The organism is Pseudomonas wenzhouensis (assembly GCF_021029445.1).
GTDB lineage: Bacteria > Pseudomonadota > Gammaproteobacteria > Pseudomonadales > Pseudomonadaceae > Aquipseudomonas > Aquipseudomonas wenzhouensis.
The window spans coordinates 4,401,375-4,424,157 of sequence record NZ_CP072610.1 but is presented as its reverse complement, the minus strand read 5'-3'; the positions used below and the strand labels follow the sequence as shown (position 1 = coordinate 4,424,157).

The 22,783-nt window shown below is 64.6% G+C and carries 19 protein-coding genes; 10 read left to right on the top strand and 9 right to left on the bottom strand.

The window, feature by feature from the left end; translation table 11 throughout:
* Window positions 1–258: 258 nt before the first annotated feature.
* On the bottom strand, window positions 259–1,038 hold the full coding sequence (locus J7655_RS20620; RefSeq protein ID WP_230925999.1) for an exodeoxyribonuclease III: 780 nt from the start codon (window positions 1,036–1,038) through the stop codon (window positions 259–261).
* Window positions 1,039–1,119: 81 nt separating this feature from the next.
* On the opposite strand from J7655_RS20620, the gene pyrE reads away from it, so the two are divergent.
* Together pyrE and J7655_RS20610 are read left to right on the top strand one after the other, a co-directional pair.
* Window positions 1,120–1,761, top strand: a complete 642-nt coding sequence (pyrE, locus tag J7655_RS20615; protein WP_230925998.1) for an orotate phosphoribosyltransferase — start codon at window positions 1,120–1,122, stop codon at window positions 1,759–1,761.
* A gap of 20 nt (window positions 1,762–1,781) precedes the next feature.
* Window positions 1,782–2,384 carry a DUF4124 domain-containing protein gene (locus J7655_RS20610; protein ID WP_230925997.1) on the top strand — a complete coding sequence of 201 codons (603 nt, stop codon included), beginning with the start codon at window positions 1,782–1,784 and terminating at the stop codon, window positions 2,382–2,384.
* Between the two features lie 11 nt (window positions 2,385–2,395).
* Here the strand turns inward: J7655_RS20610 and J7655_RS20605 are convergent, their stop codons facing one another.
* The 6 genes from J7655_RS20605 to coaBC form a co-directional block, all read right to left on the bottom strand.
* Window positions 2,396–2,842, bottom strand: coding sequence for an acyl-CoA thioesterase (locus tag J7655_RS20605; protein WP_230925996.1), 447 nt, complete (start codon window positions 2,840–2,842; stop codon window positions 2,396–2,398).
* Window positions 2,839–3,051 carry a hypothetical protein gene (locus J7655_RS20600; RefSeq protein WP_230925995.1) on the bottom strand — a complete coding sequence of 71 codons (213 nt, stop codon included), beginning with the start codon at window positions 3,049–3,051 and terminating at the stop codon, window positions 2,839–2,841. Before J7655_RS20600 ends, J7655_RS20605 begins: the two co-directional genes overlap by 4 nt.
* Before the next feature lie 245 nt (window positions 3,052–3,296).
* The gene (gene argB, locus J7655_RS20595) at window positions 3,297–4,202 is read right to left on the bottom strand and encodes an acetylglutamate kinase (protein ID WP_104727158.1); all 906 of its coding nucleotides are present in this window, start codon (window positions 4,200–4,202) and stop codon (window positions 3,297–3,299) included.
* 24 nt (window positions 4,203–4,226) lie between these two features.
* Complete coding sequence (gene algC, locus J7655_RS20590; protein ID WP_230927772.1) at window positions 4,227–5,621, bottom strand: phosphomannomutase/phosphoglucomutase; 1,395 nt, start codon at window positions 5,619–5,621, stop codon at window positions 4,227–4,229.
* Between the two features lie 1,225 nt (window positions 5,622–6,846).
* Window positions 6,847–7,302 carry a dUTP diphosphatase gene (gene dut, locus J7655_RS20585; protein ID WP_230925994.1) on the bottom strand — a complete coding sequence of 152 codons (456 nt, stop codon included), beginning with the start codon at window positions 7,300–7,302 and terminating at the stop codon, window positions 6,847–6,849.
* Between the two features lie 2 nt (window positions 7,303–7,304).
* A complete protein-coding gene (gene coaBC / locus J7655_RS20580; RefSeq protein WP_230925993.1) occupies window positions 7,305–8,513 on the bottom strand; it encodes a bifunctional phosphopantothenoylcysteine decarboxylase/phosphopantothenate--cysteine ligase CoaBC in 1,209 nt (402 codons plus the stop codon).
* 140 nt (window positions 8,514–8,653) lie between these two features.
* Here coaBC and radC point away from each other — a divergent pair, with 140 nt between their 5' ends.
* Window positions 8,654–9,328: a RadC family protein gene (radC, locus tag J7655_RS20575; protein ID WP_230925992.1), complete on the top strand. Its 675-nt coding sequence runs from the start codon at window positions 8,654–8,656 to the stop codon at window positions 9,326–9,328.
* Between the two features lie 122 nt (window positions 9,329–9,450).
* Here the strand turns inward: radC and J7655_RS20570 are convergent, their stop codons facing one another.
* Window positions 9,451–11,028 (bottom strand): ABC transporter substrate-binding protein, encoded by a 1,578-nt coding sequence (locus J7655_RS20570; protein WP_230925991.1) that lies wholly within the window; start codon window positions 11,026–11,028, stop codon window positions 9,451–9,453.
* A gap of 345 nt (window positions 11,029–11,373) precedes the next feature.
* Here J7655_RS20570 and rpmB point away from each other — a divergent pair, with 345 nt between their 5' ends.
* The 3 genes from rpmB to J7655_RS20555 all read left to right on the top strand — a co-directional run bounded on the left by rpmB (window position 11,374) and on the right by J7655_RS20555 (window position 13,254).
* Window positions 11,374–11,610, top strand: coding sequence for a 50S ribosomal protein L28 (gene rpmB, locus J7655_RS20565; protein WP_003242523.1), 237 nt, complete (start codon window positions 11,374–11,376; stop codon window positions 11,608–11,610).
* Window positions 11,611–11,620: 10 nt separating this feature from the next.
* Window positions 11,621–11,776 (top strand): 50S ribosomal protein L33, encoded by a 156-nt coding sequence (rpmG, locus tag J7655_RS20560; RefSeq protein ID WP_003464575.1) that lies wholly within the window; start codon window positions 11,621–11,623, stop codon window positions 11,774–11,776.
* Between the two features lie 263 nt (window positions 11,777–12,039).
* Window positions 12,040–13,254, top strand: coding sequence for an HDOD domain-containing protein (locus J7655_RS20555; RefSeq protein ID WP_230925990.1), 1,215 nt, complete (start codon window positions 12,040–12,042; stop codon window positions 13,252–13,254).
* Here the strand turns inward: J7655_RS20555 and J7655_RS20550 are convergent.
* On the bottom strand, window positions 13,239–16,118 hold the full coding sequence (locus tag J7655_RS20550; protein ID WP_230925989.1) for an EAL domain-containing protein: 2,880 nt from the start codon (window positions 16,116–16,118) through the stop codon (window positions 13,239–13,241). The two genes, J7655_RS20555 and J7655_RS20550, sit on opposite strands and share 16 nt — an antisense overlap.
* 367 nt (window positions 16,119–16,485) lie before the next feature.
* Between J7655_RS20550 and J7655_RS20545 the strand changes: the two genes are divergently transcribed.
* From J7655_RS20545 to J7655_RS20530, 4 genes are all read left to right on the top strand, one after another.
* A complete protein-coding gene (locus J7655_RS20545; protein ID WP_230925988.1) occupies window positions 16,486–17,562 on the top strand; it encodes an FAD-dependent oxidoreductase in 1,077 nt (358 codons plus the stop codon).
* A 145-nt stretch (window positions 17,563–17,707) separates the two neighbouring features.
* Window positions 17,708–19,498 carry a methyl-accepting chemotaxis protein gene (locus J7655_RS20540; protein WP_420850900.1) on the top strand — a complete coding sequence of 597 codons (1,791 nt, stop codon included), beginning with the start codon at window positions 17,708–17,710 and terminating at the stop codon, window positions 19,496–19,498.
* 434 nt (window positions 19,499–19,932) lie between these two features.
* A complete protein-coding gene (locus J7655_RS20535) occupies window positions 19,933–21,300 on the top strand; it encodes a glutamine synthetase family protein (protein ID WP_230925986.1) in 1,368 nt (455 codons plus the stop codon).
* A 146-nt stretch (window positions 21,301–21,446) separates the two neighbouring features.
* A complete protein-coding gene (locus tag J7655_RS20530; protein WP_230927771.1) occupies window positions 21,447–22,757 on the top strand; it encodes an NAD(P)/FAD-dependent oxidoreductase in 1,311 nt (436 codons plus the stop codon).
* The last annotated feature ends 26 nt before the right edge of the window (window positions 22,758–22,783 follow it).

Genomic DNA, 22,783 nt, shown 5'->3' with positions numbered 1-22,783 from the left:
GCGTAGGTTTTTGCGATTGGCCGTGTAGGAGCCCCGCCCGGGGCGGGGCTTTTGGTTTTGCGGTGTGTCTGTTATCGCTTCGCCGCGAGGCGCGGCTCCTACAGGAGTGGTGCGTGGGTTTTGCGATTGGCCGTGTGGGAGCCCCGCCCCGGGGCGAAGCGTTTGGTTCTGCTATCGCTTCGCTTCGAAGTGAGGCTCTCGCAACACTACCGCGTCGACATCTAAATGGCGGGCGTTAGACAGTGCACCAGCTGTCGGTCAGACGCTGAGAATCCAGTCGTAATCGACGATCAGCGGCGCATGCTGGGAGAAGCGCGGCTGACGTGGCAGGCGTGCGCTGCGCACACTACGGCGCATGCCCGGAGTGAGCAGCTGATAGTCGAAGCGATAGCCCAGATTGAGCATTTCCGCCTGCTCGTTATCCGGCCACCAGCTGAACTGGTCGCCTTCGCGACTGACTTCGCGCAGCGCGTCGACATAACCCATGTTGCCAACCACCTCATCCATCCAGGCACGCTCAGGCGCCAGGAAACCCGGTGACTGCTGGCAATCGCGCCAGTTCTTCACGTCCAGCTTCTGGTGTGCCACGTGTAGCGAGCCGCAATAGATGTATTCGCGGCGCTTGCGACGTTGCTTGTCCAGATAATGGGTGAAGTCGTCCATGAACTTGAATTTCTGATTCAAGTTCTCGTCGCCCTCCCGTCCGCTTGGCAGCAGCAGGGTAGCGATACTTACCTTGTCGAAATCGGCCTGCAGGTAGCGCCCATAGCGATCGGCCATTTCAAAGCCGAGGCCGCTGATCACCGCCTTGGGTTGCAAACGCGAGTAGAGCGCCACGCCACCTTGGCTGGGCACTTCACCGTCGCATGCATAGAGGAAATAACCATCCAGCTGGAAGGCCTGGTCGTCCATTTCAAAGGCGGAGGCACGGGTGTCTTGCAGGCAGATCACGTCGGCATTCTGGGCTTGCAGCCAGCTGAGCAGACCTCGCTCGGCCGCAGCCTGAATACCATTCACGTTCACACTGATGATCCGCATAAATGGCCCCCAAAAACACGTGCGTGTATGATACCCGAGCTCACCTTAATTAGCTAAATCCGTGCCGCCCAGGACTTTTTCATGCAAGCGTACCAGCGCGATTTCATTCGCTTTGCCATCGAACGCGGGGTTCTGCGTTTCGGTCAGTTCACCCTCAAGTCCGGGCGTACCAGCCCCTATTTCTTCAATGCCGGCCTGTTCGACAGCGGCCTTGCTCTGGCCCAGCTGGGGCGTTTCTATGCGGCGGCCATCGTCGACAGTGGTATCGATTTCGACGTGCTGTTCGGCCCGGCCTACAAGGGTATTCCGCTGGCGGCGACCACGGCCGTGGCGCTGGCCGAGCATCATCAGCGTGATCTGCCCTGGTGCTTCAACCGCAAGGAAGCCAAGGACCATGGCGAGGGCGGCACCCTGGTCGGTGCGCCGCTCAAGGGCCGTGTGTTGATCGTCGATGACGTGATCACTGCCGGCACGGCGATCCGCGAGGTGATGCAGATCATCCAAAGCCAGGGCGCCCAGGCCGCCGGTACCCTGATCGCGCTGAACCGCCAGGAGCGCGGTCAGGGTGAGCTCTCCGCCATTCAGGAGGTCGAACGCGACTTCGGCATGCCGGTAGTGAGCATTGTGTCACTCGAACAGGTACTGGAATATCTGGCAGGTGATGCTGAACTGAAGCAATATCTGCCGGCCGTCGAAGCCTACCGCGCCGAGTACGGAATCTAGCCCTCGCACAAGGTCGTCCTATGCCTGCACCGCTCCTGACCCGCTGTACGCTGCTCTGTAGCCTGCTGCTGCCGTTGTCTGGAGTGGCTGCCGAGCTGTATCGCTATGTCGACGACAAGGGCGTGACGGTGCTTAGTCGTCAGGGCGTGCCGCCGGAATTCATCGGCAAGGGTTATGAGGTGCTCAACGACCAGGGACGTGTGCTGCGGGTCATACCGCCGGCGCCGACGCCGGAAGAATTCGCCCGCATGCAGGCGGACAAGGCCCGTGCCAGCAGCGATGCGCAGTTGCTGCGCCTGTACACCAACCTCGATGATGTCGACCGCGCCCGCGAACGCAAGCTGGTCGAGCTCGACGGCGTCACCAGCGTGGCGCGCGGCAACCTGCAGTCGGTGCGCACGCAACAGGCCAACCTGCAGAGCCAGGCCGCTGACCATGAGCGCGCCGGGCGTGAGGTACCGGAGCATTTGCTGGTGCAGATCAACAATCTCAAGGAAGAACAGCAGCGCCTGCAGCGTGATATCGCGCGCTACAAGGAAGCGCGCACTCAGGCCGAGGCCGGTTTTGCCGCTGACCGTGCACGCCTGGCCGAGTTGTTTGGCGAGCCGCAGAAAAAACCTTAGGGCTCAGTGATTCAGCCTTGCGGCTGAGTCTTCTCGAAACTCTCGATCTTTTCCCTGAGCCACTGCGGCAGCGTGGCGCTGCTGCGTGTCGCGCCGTCGGCGTGAACATAGACGATTTCGCCGCCGGTCAGTAGCTCGCCGTCGCGCCAGATGCCGAGGGCAAACGTCAGGCTGGAGCGGCCCAGGCGTGCGCTGCGGATGCCGACCTGCAACAGGTCGTCGAAGCGTGCCGGCGCGCGGTATTCGAGCAGCGTGCGGATGGCGAAGAAATCGCCGCCATCCCGAGCCAGGTCACCGGGGTAGGCGACACCCAGCGCGCGAAAGTATTCGGTGATGGCGACATCGGCGTAGGTCAGGTAGTGGCCGTTGAAAACGATGCTTTGCGGGTCGACTTCGGCCCAGCGTACGCGCAAGGTGTGGAAGAAGGTGAACTGGCTAAGTTCAGGCAGGGCACTCATGGGCGATCCTCTATCAGGGTTGCCTGGTGAGCGTGCTGGTTGAGGAGGGTTGCGGCAAGTTCGAGTCGGTATGCGGATGGCTTGCGATAAGGCTGCTCTATGGCCGGCGTCATCTCGTAGGGGTGCGCCGTGCGCAGCGGGTTGAGGGTGCGCTTGCCCTCACCTGCCCTGCGGGCACTCCCGGCTTTGGCTTCCTGCGTCGCTCCCATGCAGTCGTCTCCGGTGGAGAGGGGCATCAGAGGGATGCGTGGTAGCCGCTTTACCCTCACCCGCCCTGCGGGCACCCTCGGCTTTGGCTTTCTGCGTCGCTCTACCTCCTGCATCCATGCAGTCGTCTCCCGGAGGGAGAGGGGCGTCAGAGGGATGCGTGGTAGCCGCTTTGCCCTCACCCGCCCTTCGGGCACCCTCTCCCGGAGGGAGAGGGGCATCAGAAAGCCGCGTTCGCGGCTTGCTTTTAGGGGCGTTTGCGGTTGCTGATCATGGTGCCGTTGCCGATATCGGTGAAGATCTCCAGCAGTACGGCATTGGGTACGCGACCATCGATGATGTGCGAGCTGGTCACGCCACCCTGTACCGCTTCCAGGGCGCATTTGATCTTCGGCAGCATGCCGCCGTAGATGGTGCCGTCGGCGATCAGTTCGTTGACCTGCTCGGTGTTCAGGCCGGTGAGCACCTCGCCCTGCTTGTTCATCAGGCCGGCGATGTTGGTCAGCAGCATCAGTTTCTCGGCCTTCAACGCCTCGGCTACCTTGCCGGCGACCAGGTCGGCATTGATGTTGTAGGACTCGCCATCCGGGCCGACGCCGATGGGCGCGATGACTGGGATGAAGTCGCCCTTGGCCAGCATGTTGAGCAGGTCGGTGTTGATCCCGGTGACCTCGCCGACATGACCGATATCGATGATTTCCGGCTGGGTCATCTCCGGCGTCTGGCGGCTGACCTTGAGCTTGCGTGCGCGGATCAGGCCGGCATCCTTGCCGGTCAGGCCGATGGCGCTGCCGCCATGCTGGTTGATCAGGTTGACGATGCTCTTGTTGACCTGGCCGCCGAGCACCATTTCCACCACGTCCATGGTGGCGGTGTCGGTGACGCGCATGCCATCAATGAAGTGGCTTTCGATGGACAGGCGCTTGAGCAGATCACCGATCTGCGGGCCGCCACCGTGTACCACCACCGGGTTGATGCCGACCGCCTTCATCAGCACGATGTCGCGGGCGAAGCCCTGCTTGAGCTCCTCGCTCTCCATGGCGTTGCCGCCATACTTGATCACCAGCGTCTTGCCGACGAAGCGGCGGATATAAGGCAGGGCTTCGGACAATACCTTGGCAATCTGGGCAGCGGCGTCACGCTCGAGGGTCATGCATGGGCTCCTAAGGCAAATGGGTTAAAAGGGCAGTTGCAGGTCGGGGGCGACCTTGAGCAGTTGCGCGCGGAACACGTCCTGAATGCGCTCCAGCTCTTCCTGGGTGTCGGCCTCGAAGCGCAGCACCAGCACCGGTGTGGTGTTGGAGGCACGGATCAGGCCCCAGCCCTTGGGATAGTCGACGCGTACACCGTCGATGCTGGTGATGTTCGCCTCGCCCCACTGGCCTTCACGTTGCAGGCGCTCGATCATGCCGAACTTGGTCTGCTCGGTGACCTTGATGTTGATTTCCGGCGTGGAAATATCGCTGGGGAAGGCGCTGAACACCTGCTCGGCGTTGCGTTTTTCCAGGCTGAGGATTTCTAGCAGACGGGCCGCGCTGTAGATGCCGTCGTCGAAACCGTACCAGCGCTCCTTGAAGAAGATGTGACCGCTCATCTCGCCAGCCAGCAGGGCGCCGGTTTCCTTCATTTTCTTCTTGATCAGCGAGTGGCCGGTCTTCCACATCACTGGGCGGCCGCCGTAGCCGCTGATCAACGGGGTCAGGCGACGGGTGCATTTGACGTCGAAGATGATGTCGGCGCCGGGGTTACGCGAGACAACGTCCTTGGCGAACAGCATCAGCAGGCGGTCGGGGTAGACGATGGTGCCGGTATTGGTCACCACGCCGACGCGGTCGCCGTCACCGTCGAAGGCCAGGCCGAGGTCGGCGTTTTCCGCTTTGACGCGGGCGATCAGGTCGACCAGGTTCTCCGGCTTGCCCGGGTCCGGGTGATGGTTGGGGAAGGTGCCATCGACTTCGCAGAACAGCGGAATCACGCTGCAGCCCAGGGCTTCGATCAGCTGTGGGGCGATCACGCCGGCGGCGCCGTTGCCGCAGTCGACCACCACGCGCAGCGGCTTGGCCAGGGCGATGTCGTCACGGATGGTCTTGAAGTAGCGCTGCAGGACGTCGATCTGCTGCACGCTGCCGACGCCTGTGGCCAGGTCGTTATTGTCCAGGCGGGTTTTCAGCGCGAGGATCTGCTCGTTGGCCAGGGTGTCACCGGCGATGATGATCTTGAAGCCGTTGTAGTCCGGCGGGTTATGGCTGCCGGTGAGCATGACCGCTGAGCGGCCTTCCAGCACGTTGGCGGCGAAGTACACCACCGGGGTCGGCACCATGCCGATATCGGTCACTTCGCAGCCGCAGTCGAGCAGGCCCTGCACCAGTTGCTGCAGCAGCTCGGGGCCGGACAGGCGACCATCGCGGCCGACGATGACCTTGGGTTCACCCTGAGCCAGGCTTTGCGAGCCGATGGCCCGGCCGATCCAGTAGGCGTATTCGGCGGTCAGGGTGTCACCGACCACGCCACGGATGTCGTAGGCACGGAAGATGTCGTCGGGAAGTTTGGGGGCGCTTTGGCTGTTGCTCATTGCGGGGCTTTGCTCCAGTCCCAGGAGATCCTGGTCTTCATCGAGAATGTCGATATCGAGGATATCGGTGTCCTGGAACAGCGGGTCGACCAGCTCGGCGGGCTTGGCGGCCGGCTGAGCGGCGGGGGCCGCAGCTGTTCCTTTCAGGGGTGTATTGCTGCCTTCACTGCTGCGACGCGGCAGACGAGCCAGGCTCTGAGCCAGGGCGTCGAGTGCCGGTACGCTGAGGCTGAAGGCTTTGACGCTCTTGCCCGCAGAGAGTTCTTTGAGCATTTGCCCGAGTTGGCGGGCATCGCTGTTGACCCGGCCTTGCAGTGCACCTTGCACCAGTATCAGGCCGATCAGTGCGCCGCCCAGGGCCAGCAGGGCGGCAAGGCCCAGCATCAGCGGTGGTATGCCGCCCTGTGCCAGGCCTGGGCCTGGGGTGAAACTGAGAATCCATTGTGGGTTGCCGGTCGAGAAGGTCTGCGCGCTGCCTGCGCCTGCCACGCCGCGTTGCAACAGCACCTGCGGCGCCGTATTGGCGAACTGCTGCAGCAGTTGCACCTGGCCATATTCGGCCGGTAGTGGCGGCAGGGCGGCCAGCAGGCGTTGCAGATCGACGGCCAGCAACAGGGTGCCCTGCGCCGGCTGGCTGTCGCTGACGCGCAGGGTCACGGCGCTGTAGGCTAGCCAGCGCTGGCCGACGCGATAGGCTTCGACAGCGGGCTGCTGACCACTCTCGGCGCGGCGCAGCATGTCCAGCCCGGCGAAGTTCATTGGCGCGGCGCGGGTGGTGTTCTGCACGGCCTCGCCACGGCGATTGAGGTGGGCGTCGATCACGCCGTGCCAATAGCCCAGGCGCCGTTCGGCCTCACTGACCTGCAGGCTGTCACCGCTTTGCAGCGCCTGTAGCAGTTCCGGGTTGCGCGCGGCTGCCAGGCTGTCGGCCTGCAGTTGTTTGAGCGCCTGTTGCACCGCTGCCGCCTGACTGCTGCCGATAGCCTGGACCAGCTCGCTCTGGCGCGCCTGCTTGCTGCTGTCTTCGGCGAACCAGAGCAAGGCGCCACCTGCGCCCGTACCAATCAGTGCGGCAAGCAGGCCGGGCAGCAGCGGCCCAAGTGCGGGCTTGGCAGCGGCGCTCTTGCTGGCTGGCGCTGGGCTGGCAGGGGTGTCGGCTTCCTTGGCATTGCGCTTGAAGAGTTTCACGCAGGTGCTCCTCGGCGGGTCGTCCTGTGGGAGAGAGTCAGTGGCTGCCGGAGTGGCCGAAGCCGCCGGCGCCGCGTTGGGTCTCGTCGAACTGCTCGACCAGTTCGAAATGCGCCTGCACCACCGGCACCAGTACCAGTTGCGCGATGCGCTCGCCGATGGCGATGGTGAAGGGGCTCTGGCCACGGTTCCAGCACGACACCATCAGTTCGCCCTGGTAGTCCGAGTCGATCAGGCCGACCAGGTTGCCGAGGACGATGCCATGTTTGTGGCCGAGGCCCGAGCGCGGCAGGACCAGCGCGGCCAGGTCGGGGTCGCCGATGTAGATCGACAGCCCGGTGGGAATCAGCACGGTCTGCCCCGGCTCGAGGATGATCTCTTCCTTGAGCATGGCACGCAGGTCAAGGCCGGCGGAGCCTGGTGTGGCGTATTGCGGCAGGGGAAATTCCTGGCCGAGGCGGGGGTCGAGGATCTTGGCTTGCAGAGCGTGCATGGTCAGTTCTTGTTCAGTCGTTCTTTGATAAGGGTGATCAACTGGCGGGCGATCTTGCCCTTGCTGGTCTGGGCGAAGCTGATTTGCTGCAGCCCACGGTCGATCACGGTGATGGCGTTCTCTTCACTATTGAAGCCGATGCTGGGGTTGGCCACATCATTGGCGACGATCAGGTCGAGATTCTTGTCGCGCAGCTTGCGCGAGGCGTATTCCAGCAGGTTCTCGGTTTCGGCGGCGAAGCCCACGCTGAACGGGCGATCCTCGCGGCCGGCGATGGTGGCGAGAATATCCGGGTTGCGCACCATTTGCAGGAGCATGCCCTCGCCGCTGCTGGGGTCTTTCTTCAACTTGTGCTGCGCGACCACTTCCGGGCGGTAGTCGGCCACCGCGGCGGCGGCGATCAGCACGTCGCAGGGCATGGCGGCTTCGCAGGCAGCGAGCATGTCGCGGGCGCTGACCACATCGATGCGGCTGACCCGGTCTGGCGTCGGCAAGTGCACCGGGCCGCTGACCAGGGTCACGCGCGCGCCGGCTTCGGCAGCGGCCTCGGCGAGGGCAAAGCCCATCTTGCCGGAGCTGTGGTTGGTGATGTAGCGCACCGGGTCGATGTTTTCCTGAGTCGGGCCGGCGGTGATCAGGACATGCAGGCCATCGAGCGCCTGACGCTGGAAGCAGTCGGCGGCCAGCAGGGCCAGATCATTGGCTTCGAGCATGCGGCCAAGGCCGACATCGCCGCAGGCCTGGCTGCCGGAGGCCGGGCCGAATAGGCGCATGCCGCGCTGTTGCAGCAGTTCGAGGTTGGCCTGAGTGGCCGCGTCGCGCCACATGGCCTGGTTCATCGCCGGAGCCAGGGCAATCGGCGCATCGGTAGCCAGCACCAGGGTGGTCAGCAGGTCGTTGGCGATGCCCTGGGCCAGGCGCGCGATCAGGTCGGCGGTGGCCGGGGCGATGAGGATCAGATCGGCCCAGCGCGCCAGCTCGATATGGCCCATCGCCGCTTCGGCAGCAGGGTCGAGCAGGTCGAGATGAACCGGGTGGCCGGAAAGGGCTTGCAGGGTCAGCGGGGTGATGAACTCGCGGCCGCCCTGGGTCATCACTACGCGCACTTCGGCGCCCTGATCCTTGAGTCGGCGAACCAGTTCGGCGCTCTTGTAGGCGGCAATACCGCCCCCCACGCCGACGATGATGCGTTTGCGATACAGCCGCTGCATAGGCCTGCCTTGTCTGGACGGATGGATGTGCGCCACGCGACCAACGCCTCCCCAGGCCGGTCGCAGGCAAAAAGATGGGCTACGATAGCACAGGGCCCGTAACGGAAGCAGCGGGCGACTGGCTCGATAAGGAGGTGGGAATGAGCATTCGCGATTGGCCTGCGGCAGAGCGTCCGCGAGAGAAATTGCTGGAGCAGGGCGCAGCATCACTGACCGATGCCGAACTGTTGGCGATCTTTCTGCGCACCGGGGTGACCGGCAAGAGTGCGGTGGATCTGGCGCGCTATCTGCTGAGCGAATTCGGCAGCCTGAGGGCGTTGCTCGAAGCCGACCTGGCCGGTTTCAGCCAGTACCTCGGCCTGGGCCCGGCCAAGTACGCACAGCTACAGGCAGTGCTGGAGATGTCGCGGCGCCATCTGGCCGAGCGCCTGCGTCGCGATTCAGCGCTGGAAAGCCCGCAGGCCGTGCGCGATTACCTCAAGGCGCAACTGCGCCATGAGCCGCATGAGGTGTTTGGCTGCCTGTTTCTCGATGCCAAGCACCGGGTGTTGGCGTTCGAGGTGCTATTTCGCGGCAGCATCGACAGTGCCAGCGTGTATCCCAGGCAAGTGGTCAAGCGTGCGTTGGCCAATAACGCCGCCGCCGTCATCCTCACGCATAACCACCCCTCGGGTGTGTCGGAACCCAGCCAGGCTGACCGCGTACTGACCCAGCGCCTCAAGGATGCCCTGGCACTGGTCGAGGTGCGCGTGCTCGATCATTTCATTGTCGGCGATGGCGAGCCGCTGTCGATGGCCGAGCTGGGCTGGATGTAGGGGCGACGCACTGACGGTAGGAGCGGATTTATCCGCGATCCTGGCGGCTTGGTGCCGGCCCCATCGCGGATAAATCCGCTCCTACATTGCGTAGGGTGGGCTTTAGCCCACCACGACGATGCTTAGGGTGCGATCTGCACCGAAGCGAAATTCTGCCGGCCGAACGGGCTGACCTGGTAGCCCTCGACCTTGGCGCTGAGCAGCGTGAAGGCGGTGGGATGAGCCAGCGGCAGCCACAGCGCCTGCTGCTGGATGATCTGCTGCGCCTGCTGATAGAGGCGGCTGCGTTCGGCCTGGTCGTTGCTGGTTTTGCCATCGGCGATCAGCTTGTCCAGCGTCTCGTCGCAATAACGCGCGAAGTTGAGGCCGGACTCGACCGACGCGCAGGCGAATTGCGGGGTAAGGAAATTGTCCGGGTCGCCGTTGTCGCCGGCCCAGCCCATGAACAGCAGGTCATGCTCGCCGGCCTTGGCGCGGCGGATCAGTTCGCCCCACTCGATCACGCGAATCTCGGCGTCGATACCCACCTTGGCCAGATCCGCCTGCAGCAGTTGCGCGCCGAGGCTCGGGTTGGGGTTGAGCAGGCTGCCGTTGGGGCGCGTCCAGATGGTGGTCTTGAAACCCTCCGCCAGGCCCGCCTCGGCCAGCAGGGCGCGGGCCTTGTCCGGATCATACGGATAACCGGGCAGATCGCTGGCATAGCTCCAGGTGTTCGGCGGGTAAGGGCCGCTGGCCGGTTCGGCGCTGCCCTCGAACACCGCCTTGACGTAGCTGGCCTTGTCGAACGCCAGGTTGATCGCCTGGCGCACCTGCGGCTTGTCCAGCGGCGCATGCTGACTGTTGATACCGACGAAGGCCGTCATGAAGGCGGCGGTCTGTGCGCTTTTCAGCTTGGCGTCACCAGCGATGGCCTGCACGTCCTGCGGTTTTGGCGACAGGGCGATCTGGCATTCGCCACGGCGTAGCTTCTGCAGGCGCACGTTGCTGTCCGGGGTGATGGCGAAAATCACCCGCTCCACCCCCGGCTTGCCGGCGAAATAATCCGGGTTGGCGCGGTAGCGCACTACGGCATCCTTCTGGAAACGCTCGAAGACGAACGGGCCGCTGCCGACAGGGGCGCTGTTGAGCCGCTGCGGGGTGCCGGCGGCCATCAGCTGGTCGGCGTACTCGGCGGAGTAAATCGAGGCGAAGCCCATGCTCAGGGTGGCGAGGAAGGTGGCATCGCGGCGGTTCAAGGTGATGCGTACGTCATGTGTGCCCGGTGCTTCGACCTTGGCGATCAGGCTTGGCCACTGCATCGACTGGGCGTGTGGGTAACCGCTGGCGGCGACCGCGTGCCAGGGGTGATTGGGGTCGAGCATGCGCTGGAAGCTGAACACTACATCCTGCGCATCGAGGTGGCGGCTGGGGGTGAAGTCGGCGCTGTGATGGAATTGCACGTCGTCGCGCAACTGGAAGTCGTAAACCAGGCCGTCGTCCGAGACCGACCAGCTGCGCGCCAGACTCGGCAGCAGCGTGCCCTGCTCGGCGTCGAACTCCACCAGGCGGTTCATCAGCATGTCAGCCGAGGCGTTGGTGGTGGTCAGCGAGTTGTACTGCACCACATCGAAACCTTCCGGGCTGGCTTCGGTGCACACGCTAAGGGTGGCGGCCTGGGCCAGTATCGGGGTACACAGCAGAGCGGCAAGCAAAAGGCGCATGATCAAGTCCTTATTCCTGGCGTTGACGGCAAGTGTGCAACCCTAGTCGATTTGCCGGGCGCTGAATACCGGAGCGAGGCGACGAGCGGTCAAATCCTGATCAAACCCCGGAACCCCGGCTCCTGGCCAGCCTGGGGGCCAGACTCGGTGTTTTATCCTGCGTTTTTCCTTGTTGCTCCATAGGGTTTCTGGTATAAAGCAGCGCTCTTTTCTAGGGGCCCGGTTCTTGCGCTATCCAGTGCGCCCGGTAAGACCCTCGGGAAACGCGGCGCCGAGCGCCAATGACATTGAGTTTAAGCGGCCAACCCATGCCGGGTTGGGCATGTGGTTTTAGAGGGCTGAGGCATGTCGAGAGTCTGTCAAGTTACCGGTAAGGGTCCGGTAACCGGGAACAACATTTCCCACGCAAACAACAAAACCCGTCGTCGTTTCCTGCCGAACCTGCAGCATCATCGCTTCTGGGTCGAGTCCGAGAAGCGCTTCGTGCGTCTGCGCGTATCTGCCAAGGGCATGCGCGTCATCGACAAGCGTGGCATCGACGTAGTGCTGGCTGAGCTGCGCGCTCGCGGCGAAAAGGTTTAAGGAGAGAGTCATGCGTGAACTGATCCGTTTGGTGTCCAGCGCCGGTACCGGCCACTTCTACACCACCGACAAGAACAAGCGCACCACCCCAGACAAGATCGAAATCAAGAAATTCGATCCGGTCGTGCGCAAGCACGTGATGTACAAGGAAGCCAAGATCAAGTAATTGATCGGCGACCTGTCGAAGAAACCCGCCCTCACCGGCGGGTTTTTTTATGCCTGTTGCGGTCACGGCCTGGCTGTAAGCAAGTCGGCGCGACCTTTGGTCGCGGCGTTTTTCGTGCAACCCGACCATCCGTTACTTACGCCAGGCCGGGGTCGGGTTTAGACTGCGCCGTTGCCGTGGTACTGACTCATCCGTCAGCTTTTGCTGGATGCGGGCATATGGGGTTCGGGCACCCGCCGTTCGTCATTTGCCCAGAGGCTCGCATGACCGCTTCAGCTCATTGTGTGGAAGTTCTGATCGCCGAAGCGGACCCCTGGACCTCCAATCTGCTGCAGCAACTGGTGCTCGATGTGCGCGGTGATGCCCGCGTGCTGCAGGTCAGTGATGGCCAAACGGCACTGGCACGCTGCAAGCGCCGCCTGCCTGACCTGGTGATCGCCGATGGCGAGCTGCCGGGGCTCGATGGTCTGGAACTGTTGCGTCAGTTGCGCCGTCATCCACGTACGCCGGCGTTGCCGTTCGTGCTCATCAGCGGTCGTTTCGATGCCAGTAGCGTCTGTGCGGCGCGGCCTTTGGCGCCCAGTGCCTATCTGGCCAAACCATTCAATGCCGAGAGCCTGCGCCAGCGCTTGCGTACCTTGTTGCCCGCGTCTGCGGGGGCCATGGCGGTGCCTCAGCCGCTGCTGGTCAGCGAGCTGCGCGATTTTCTCGATACGGTGCGTGAAGAGGGGCAGGGCGCGCCGCTGCTCAGCGATGTGCGCGACGCGGTTAGCCAGGCGCTGCAGTCGGGTGAGCAGGATCTGGGTGAGCTGCAAGCGGTATTCGGCAATGACCCGCAGATCACCGCGCTGTTGATCGCTGCGGCCAGCACCGCCGCCCAGCATCAGGGCGTACCTTGCCAGACGCTGGCGCAGGCGCTGCATCGTCTGGGAGTGGCGCGTACGCTGAATCTGGTGCTGGGGATGGCCCTGCAGCGCAACGCACAGTTACGCGATCCGCGCCTGGCCGAACTGGCCGCGCATGCCTGGCAGCAGGCACGCCGCAGTGCCGATCTGGCACGCTGGCTGGCGCTCGAACTGAGGCTCGATGCCGAGCTGTGCTACACCGCCGGCCTGCTGCACAACATGGGCGAGTTGGCCTTGCTGCGCAGTCTGCAGGACTGGCTGGATACGGGGGGTGAGTTGAGTGATGAGCAGATCGAGCAGGCCATGCAGCGCCGGTCGGCCAGCTTCGGCTTGGCCTTGCGCATCCGCTGGCGTCTGCCATTCGGCCTGCGCGAATTGATCGCGGCGTTCTATGGCCTGGGCAGCGGCGTGTTCTCGCGCGAGGCGTTGTTGCTCAACCTCAGCGGCTTGCTGTTGGCGCTCGCGGTCAGCGAGCAGCCGGCGAGCCTGGCCGAGGCGCGCTGTGTACGCATGCTACGGCTTGATTTGCGGCTGCTTGAACGCCTGCCGGCGGAGCTTTATCGGTCTGCCTGAGTGTACTGGCAGGCATCGTCAGCCAACTGCCGCAGTGGCTGCGGGCGGCCAACGAAATAGCCCTGGGCATAGTCGATGCCGAGGTTGCGCAGGCAGTCCAGGCTGGCCTGGGTTTCGACGAACTCGGCGACGGTGAGCAGGCCCAGTTGCCCGGCGATCTGGCGCATGGAGCCGACCATGGCCTGGTTGATCGGGTCGTGCTCGATACCGCTGATGAAGCTGCCGTCGATCTTCAGAATGTCCAGTGGCAGGTGGCGCAGATAGGCGTATGAAGCGAAGCCGCTGCCGAAGTCGTCCAGGGCGACTTTCAGCCCCTGGCTGCGCAGTTCCTCGATCCACTGAGCGGAGACGTTCAGCTCGCCGAGGGCCACCATTTCCGTGACTTCGATGCACAGCTTGCCGGGTGGCAAGTCGTGGCGTTGCAGTTCGTCCTGCAGCAGGCGATGGAAGTTGTCATCGAGCAGCGAGTTGGCGCTGAGGTTGACGTTGACCTGGGCCAGTTGCGCCAGGTGCTTGGGGTTGGCTGCGAGCCAGGCGCACAGGTGCTGGATCACCCAGCGGTCGATGGCACCGAGAAAGTCATAGCGCGCCGCCGCGTCGAGAAACTGCGCCGGGCTGATCCACTCACCGCTGTGCGGGTCACGGTAGCGCAACAGCACTTCGTAGTGCAGGCCGCTGGTGACGCTCTGCAGTGCCTGCACGGGTTGCTGGAACAGCTCGAAATGGCCGCGCTCGGTGGCTTCGCGCAGGCGCGTGATCCATTGCAGCTGGCGCTGGTGTTCGAGCAGGGCGCCGTCTGCCGGGCTGAAGGCGTGGATGCGGTTGCGCCCCTGATGCTTGGCCAGTTGCGCCGCGTTACCGGCCCAGTTGAGTGCGGTCTCCCAGTCGCTGACATCGGCGTTGAGGTTGAGCAGGCCGATGCTGGCATTGAGGCGCAGCGGTCGGCCTTGCCAGGTGAAGACGAATTGCCCGACAGCCTTGCGCAGGTGGTCGGCCTGGCTCAGGGCGGCGGCGTCGTCGACTTCACGCAGGAGGATGGCGAATTCGTCACCGCTGACGCGCGCCAGCTCGGCATGGCGCGGTAGCTGATGCAGCAGTTGGCTGCTCAGTTGCTTGAGCAGTTGATCGCCGGCCGAATGGCCAAACAGGTCGTTGACCTGCTTGAAACGATCCAGCCCCATCAGCAACAGGTGGCTGAAGCGGCGCTTGGCGGTGCCACTGAGGGTTTCCGACAGCAGCCTTTCCAACTCGCGGCGGTTGAGCAGGCCGGTCAGGGCATCGCGGGCCGCCAACTGTTGCAGGCGCTCTTCCAGTGCGCGGCGCTCGCTGAGATCGACCACGATGCCTTCGATGAGATCCTGATGCGGGCGACGGTGCAGTGACAGGTAGACCCAACGCGGTCGTTGCTGCAAATCGTAAAGCTGGCATTCGCAGCTGATCGTGCCAGCCTGCGCATCGAACTGTGCCAGCAGCGAGCGCCACTGCGCGGCGCCGAGCAAGCGTTGCAGGGACAGATTACCCGGGTCATCCGGCAGGGTCGCGTTACCGAGCAGGCGCGTCAGGCTCGGATTGGCCTCCAGCAGTTGGCCGTCGTGCTGGCAGCGGAAGATGCCCTCACCGCTGTGCCGGAACAGCGCCTGGTATTGTTCCAGGTTGTCGATGGCCTGCGCCTGGCTGCTGAGCAGTACGCGGCGCACGCGCTCCAGTTGTTTGTCGAGCAGGGCGCCGAACAGCAGCATGCTCAGGGCCGGCAGGTAGGCGTACAGCGCATAGAAGCCGGCCGGCAGCGGAATCACTCCGGCGCGGCTCAGCGGCACCAGCAGCATCAGTACTAACGCTGCGCTCCAGCACAGCATGTAGCCCGGTGCATAGGGGCGGCGCTGGCGAATGCCGAGCACCATCAACAGCAGTTGATACAGGCCGATGGCCAGGGTCAGCAGGTTGAGCATCTGGTAGGCGTGCGGCGGGTCGATGATCACGCCGCCCAGGCTGATCAGCAGGGTGGCGGCGAACAGTGCATCGCGCAGCCAGCGCAGGCGCCCCAGTTGCAGGCCCAGGGCGCTGGCGATGAACAGCGAACTGAAGATCAGCATGCCCGCTGTGGGCAGGTTGACCAGTAACTTGGGCAACAGCGGCCACTGTGGCCAGAGCAGGCCCGGCAGGCTGTACAGGCTGGTGTTGTACAGCGCCACGCACAGCGAGGTGAGGCTGAAGTAGGCCAGTTTGGCTTCACGCAGGGTGCTGTACTTGACCAGGTAGAACACGGCCAGGGCCAGCAGCGCACCGATCAGCAGACCGCTGCGCAGCCAGCTGTGGGCAATCAGTTGCTGGCCGTGTTCGGCGCCGACCAGTTGCAGCGGCAGGTTGATCGCCGACTGGCTCTGTACGCGCAGCAGCAGGCTGTGCGGGCCGTCATCCAGGCGTGGCAGGCTGAGCAGAAACTGCGGGTAGGGCTCGCCGCGCTCACTGAATGAGCGTTTGGCGCCACTGTACAGCGGAGCGAGCGGCTGCTCGCCGTCGAACAACCAGATTTCCAGATCATCGAGGAAGGTCTGACCGATGATCAGTTGTAGGCGTTCGGCTGCGGGTGCCTGCACCTGTGCGGCGAGCCACCAGGCGCTGCGTGTGTAGCCGATGCGCGCGGTGCCCCGGACTTCGCGGCCATCAGTGGTGATTCGCTGCAGCACCTCGGCGGCGGTCAGCTGGCCGCCGGGATCTTCCAGCAGGAGACTGCGCTCGATGCTGACCGGCTGGGCCAGGTCGGCATTGCTGAGTTTCAGGAGCGGCAGGGCGTTGTCCGCCACGACCGGCATGGCACAGGCCAGGCAGAGCAGCAGGAGCAGTGAGCAAAGCGGTTGATGCATTCCGGGCGCCTTATGGCTACTACGAGGGCGCCGAAGTCCGCAGGACGCTGTCTTGTCTCAGGCGCTCGGGCGCGAAGGCAATTCTAGCCAACTGCTGGCGCAATGATTGCGCAGCGAGTCTCATCTGCTTGGATCGGACGAACAAGGATGGCTTACAGCCTGTCACAGGTTTCTCGTGGTCAACGGTTGCGGTGGTGCGGACGGGGCGACACTCTCTGCGTTCGGGTGTGACTTTGACAAGGCGTGCCGGGCGTCAGAGTGCGCAGAAAAGCAGGCGCTGCGAAGTGAGCATGAATCGGATTATCGAGCTTTCAAACGCTGGACCGGCCAGGTGCCGCGCCAGTAACGCGATGGATGCAATGAACGCATGACCCAGTACGACCTGATCCTGGCCGGGGCCGGCCATGCCCACTTGGGGGTGTTGCGCCGCTGGGCGCTGGTGGAGCGTCCGCCAGGCCGTATCGGCTTGCTCAGCCCGGGCCCGGAAGCCTGGTACGCGGGCATGTTGCCGGGGCTGATCAGCGGCCGCTTCAGCCCAGCTGACTGCCGGGTAGAGCTGCAGCCGCTGTGTCGCGCGGCCAAGGTCGAGTTGATCGAGGGCGAAATCGCCGCGCTCGATGCCGATACGCGCATCCTGCAGCTTGCGGACGGGCGCCAACTGCAGGGCGAATGGCTGTCGCTGAATGTCGGTGCCGGTATGGCCATACCGCCGCAGCAGGGCGATGCCATGCAGGTGCTGGCCGCCAGGCCGATCGAACGGCTGCTCGAAGGCTGGCAGCAGTGGCAGAGCGAGCCCCGGCGCATGGCGATTCTCGGCGGAGGTGCCGGTGGCGTGGAACTGGCTCTGGCGCTGGCCGGCCAGGTGCCGACCCTGGCGCTGTTCTGCGGTGGCTCGTTGCTCGACGGGCTGGCCCCTGGGCTGCGCCTGCGCGCGCTGGGACATTTGCGTCAGCGTGGCGTGCAGGTACGTGAGCATTGCCCGATTGGCCGCATCGAAGACGACTGGCTGCTCAGCGGCGACGAGCCGGTCTGGCGTGGGCGCCGTCTGCTGCTGGCCAGTGGCGCGCGGCCCTGGCCGTGGCTGGCAGCCAGCCAACTGAGCAGCGATGCGGCCGGCTTCATCGCCATTCGTCCAACCCTGCAATGCGAATCCCATGCGCAGATCTTCGCTGTTGGCGACAGCGCCAGTCTCGACGGCATGCGTCGCAGTGGCCGCTTCGCGGTGCGTCAGGCGCCGGTGCTCACCGCCAACCTGCAGGCGGCGCTGCAGGGCCGCCCGCTGCGTGCGTACCGCGCGCAATGGCAGAGCCTGGCCCTGCTCGCCACCGGTGACGGCGGAGCCCTGCTCGGCTGGCATGACTGGAGTGCCGGCGGGCAGCTTTACGGGCACTACAAGGACTGGCTGGACCGACGTTTCGTCAAACGCCACCGCATGGTCGGGTAGCGGCGCGGCGAAGACGTCCGAGGCCGGGATGCCGTGCCAGGGTCGGTTAATGCCTCCCGGTTAAGTGCCGATACAGCGAATAGGCACGTTGGCGCCCTGCGGCGAACTTGAGCGGGATGGGCTCGTCCTGTCGGGTACTGCTTTGATGTATGGCAGGTTGCTACCAAAGTTTTATGGTGCTGGCGCTTCCAAGCTGCTCGAATCGCGGTCATGTTGCCCGATCTGCTGGTGCATTTTTCGTCGGGCCTTTCTTATGCGTAGCCTATTGCCAGACTGCGTGGGATATTCAAGGAGAGAACCCGTCGTGACTCCGTCCGCCTACAGCGCCTCGCCGCGCACCAGAACAAGAACCCTGAGGTCGGTCATGCAAGCTGCCTTTATCCGTTCGCCGATCGCTTTCGTACTGCATGCACTGGGGCTGGCTGGGCTCATGCTCGCCTATCAGCAGATGCAGCTGCCTCTCTACGTGAGCGTGCCATCCTACTTATTGCTGGCGTTATGGCCCTGGCTGGGGCCCTGGCAGCGGCGTGACGAGCCGCAACAGGCTGCCCGGCAGGCCGCGACGGGCGACTTTGTCGAGCTGAGCCGGGGGCTGTCGCGACACACCTGCCACAACGCGCTGTCTGCCGCCAAGGTGGCCCATGCCGTGAAGCACCTGGCCGGCCGCCTGCAATCGCAACTGGCGGCGGTGCAGCAGGTCAGTCAGGCCGCCGAGGCCATCACCCACACCGAGCAGGACAGCGCCGCCCGTGCCGAACACACCCTGGTCGCTGCCCGCCATGTCCGTGAAGCCAGCGCCAACGGCCAGGCCGAGCTCAACCAGGCCATCGCGCGCATGCAGCAACTCAGTGCGCAGACCCTGGCCAGCCGCGAGCTGATCGATGGCCTGGGCAGCCGTACCGAGCAGATTGAGCAGGTCACCCAGGTCATCCAGTCCATCGCCAGCCAGACCAACCTGCTGGCGCTCAACGCCGCCATCGAGGCTGCGCGAGCCGGTGAGATGGGCCGTGGTTTTGCCGTAGTCGCCGACGAGGTGCGCAACCTGGCCGCGCGCACCGCCAGCGCCACCGAGGAAGTCAGCCAGATGATCGCCGATATCCGCCAGCAGAGCACGGCGGTGGTGGCCCACATCCAGCGCCAGAGCGTCGAGCTGGAGCAGGCGGCGCAGCAGATCGAGACCGCCGGCAGTGGCTTGCAGGGCATTGCCGAGCAGGCCGAAGAGGTCGAACAGCAGGTGGCGCAGATCAGTGCCGGCACGGCCGAAAACCATCAGTGCCTGGCCAGCCTGTCGGCTGCTGCCCTGCAATTGCAGGACGACGTGCAGAGCAGTGAAGGGCAGACACGGGAGCTGGCCGACGCTGCCGAACAATTGGTCGGCCAGGCCGAAACCGTCAGCGAGCAGCTTGCTGAGGTGGGGCTGGATGATTACCACCAGCGCGCCTATGACCTGGCCCGCGAGGGGGCTGCAGCCATCGCCGCGCAGTTCGAGCAGGACCTGCAGGCCGGGCGCATCAGCCTCGATGATCTGTTCGACCGTCATTACCAGCCGATTGCCGGCACCCAGCCGCAGAAATACCGCACACGCTTCGACCAGTACGCCGATCAGGTACTGCCGGCGCTGCAGGAGCCGCTGCTCAAGCGTCATGAAGGGCTGGTGTTCGCCATCTCCACCACCCCCGAAGGCTACGTGCCGACCCACAATGCCGCATTCAACCATCCGCCCTGCGGCGATCCGGCGGTGGATGCAACGAAGAGCCGTGGCAAGCGCCTGTTCAACGACCGCACCGGCATCCGCTGTGGCAGCCACCGGCAGGCGGTGTTGTTGCAGACCTACATGCGCGATACCGGCGAGCTGATGCATGACCTGTCGGTGCCGATCATGGTGCGCGGGCGGCATTGGGGCGGTTTGCGTCTGGGTTATCGGCCGGAGCCGTAGACTGCGCTGACTGTCGTGCGGGTCATGGTGCGCCTGGCGCACCCTGTGGATCGTTTTGCTCTGCACGGGCAGGATTGTTTAGCAGGCGTATAACCAAGCGTATGAAAAACCCGATTTAACGCACGTCAAACCCTGTGCGACGCTGCCAAACCATGATCTCCCCGGCCTGCCAAATCCATGTTCCGCTGTACTGCGCTCCAGCGCGGCGGCGTTTGTTGGAGCGCCTCAACCCGCTGCTGACGATCATCCTCGCCTTCTGGGCGCTGTGGCATTGTCGCCACGCCCGCCCGCCGGACGTCGCCCCCACCCGCTGACTCCGATGGCTGCGCCAAGCCCGCAGCCGCTGCCATGACCTTGTCTGCCTGTGCAACCCGTTCGAGACGCGAACGGGCCGTGCGGACACCGAGCGCCCACCTGGCGCAAGCGAGTGCGATATGACGACTTTCGCGGCTGTACAGGAAGCCCAGAATTTCCTGGCCAGCAATCCCGATATCGAACTGATCGAGCTGTTCATCCTCGACGCCAATGGCGTGCCGCGCGGCAAGCTGCTGCACCGCGAGGAACTGCTCGCGCTCTATGAAACGGGGCGACCGCTGCCGAGCACCATGCTCGGGCTGACCATCCAGGGTGAGGACGTCGAAGACTCCGGCCTGGTCTGGGAGGTGGGCGATATCGATTGCCGCGCCTATCCGCTGGCCGGCAGCCTGGTGCGCCTGCCCTGGCGGCAGTTGCCCACCGCTGCCGTGCAAGTGTCGATGCACCCCAGCGAAGGCCTGCCGGCCACCCCGGCCGACCCGCGTCAGTTGTTGCTGCGGGTGATCGAGCAGCTTGCAGCCGACGGCTATCACCCGGTAATGGCCTGCGAGCTGGAGTTCTACCTGCTCGACCAGAAGCGCGACGCCCAGGGCCGCCCGCAGCCGGCGCTGGACGCCGATGGCGGCCGTCCACGGCAGACCCAGGTCTACGGCCTGCGCGAGCTGGAACAGATCGAGCCGTTCCTGCGTGATCTCTATATGGCCTGCAAGGCGCAGGGCATCCCGGCGCGTACGGCGATTTCCGAGTACGCCCCCGGCCAGGTGGAAATCACCCTGGAGCATGGCCCGGCGCTGGCGGCGATGGATCAGGCGGTGCGTTACAAGCGCCTGGTCAAGGGGGTGGCCCATGCCCACGGCATGCAGGCCTGCTTCATGGCCAAGCCGTTCGCCGAGATTGCCGGCACTGGCATGCACATGCACGTCAGCCTGGCCGATGCACAGGGCAACAGCCTGTTTGCCAGTGAAGACCCCGCCGGCACGCCGCTGCTGCGTCACGCCGTTGGCGGCATGCTCGCCAGCCTGCTCGACTCGCTGCTGCTGTTCTGCCCCAACGCCAACTCCTACCGGCGCTTCCAGGCCAACAGCTACGCGCCGCTGGCGCCAACCTGGGGTGTGGACAACCGCACCGTCAGCCTGCGCGTGCCGGGTGGCCCGGCCAAGACCCGTCACGTCGAACACCGTATCTGTGGCGCTGACGCCAACCCTTACCTTGCCGCTGCGGCGATTCTGGCCGGCATTCACCGGGGCATTCGTGAACGCCTCGATCCCGGCGCACCGATCGAAGGTAATGGATACGCCCAGGCCACCGAGTACCTGCCGACCCAGTGGTCGGCAGCGATCCAGGCGCTGGAGCAGTCCGAGTGGGCACGCGAAGCTTTCGGCGCGGAATTTCTCAAGGTGTATGTGGCCGTCAAGCGCGCCGAGTATCGCCAGTTCATGGGCGAGGTCGGCGAGCAGGACTGGCGTTGGTATCTGAGCAACGCCTGAGTCGAGGGACAACAGCTTCGAGGCCAAGGCTGCTCCCACAGGGCGCAGCAGGGGCTTGTGGGAGCGGACTTGTCTGCGAATACGGATTCAACTGTGCGCACAGCGCACCCTACGGCGGCTTGCCGCCACAAGGACATGCAATGAACATGATCAAGCAACCCGCCAAACCCGCCGCCGAGCGCGCGCCCTCCTATTACTCGGCCTCGCTCAACTTCGAGAGCGACTACCCGACGCTGCAGGGCAGTGTCACCGTCGACGTGGCCATCATCGGTGGTGGCTTTACCGGCATCGCCACGGCGGTGGAGCTGGCCGAGCGTGGCCTCAAGGTGGCCGTGGTGGAGACCCACAAGGTCGGCTGGGGCGCCAGCGGGCGCAACGGTGGCCAGGTCACCGGCAGCCTGTCCGGCGACGAGGCCATGCGCAAGCAGATGCGCAACACGCTGGGCGATGAAGTGGACGACTTCATCTGGCACCTGCGCTGGCGCGGCCACGAGATCATCAAGAGCCGTGTGGCCAAGTACGGCATCGACTGCGACCTCAAGCACGGCCATCTGCATACGGCGATGAAAGCCAGCCATATGGACGAGCTCAAGGCGACCTACGAGGAAGCGCTGCGCCGTGGCATGGAAGCCGATGTCACCCTGCTCGACGCCGCTGGCGTGCGTGCGCAACTGGGCAGCGAGCTGTACTGCGGCGCGCTGAAGAACACCCGCAACATGCACCTGCACCCGCTCAACCTGTGCCTCGGCGAGGCCAAGGCCGCCGAGAGCCTGGGCGCGCTGATCTTCGAACACTCCCAGGTGCTGGATATCGTCCACGGCCCGCGCCCGGCGGTGGTCACCACGGGCGGGCGGATCGAGGCCAAACAGGTGCTGCTGGCCGGCGACGTCTACCACAAGCTGGAGCGGCGCAGGCTCAAGGGCATGATCTTCCCGGCCATGGGTGGCATCGTCACCACCGCGCCGCTGGGCGCCGAGCTGATCGAGGCGATCAACCCACATGACCTGGCGGTGTACGACTGCCGCTTCGTGCTCGACTACTACCGCCTGACCGGCGATGGCCGCCTGCTGTTCGGCGGCGGTGCCAACTACTCCGGGCGCGACTCACGCGACATCGCCGGCGAGCTGCGCCCGTGCATCGAGCGCACCTTCCCGCAGCTCAAGGGCGTGCAGATCGATTTCCAGTGGAGCTGCGCCATGGGCATCGTGATGAACCGCATCCCGCAGCTGGGCAAGCTCTCGTCCAACGTCTGGTACTGCCAGGGCTACTCCGGCCATGGCGTGGCGACCACCCACATCATGGGCGAGATCATGGCCAAGGCCATCACCGGCGACCTGGAGCAGTACGACACCTTCGCCGCCTGCAAGCACATCAAGGTGCCGCTGGGCGACCAGCTCGGCAACCCGATGCTGGCCGCCGGCATGTGGTACTACCAGATGCTGGAGAAGCTGCGCTGAGTGCCACAAGCCCTCAGCTGTGATGG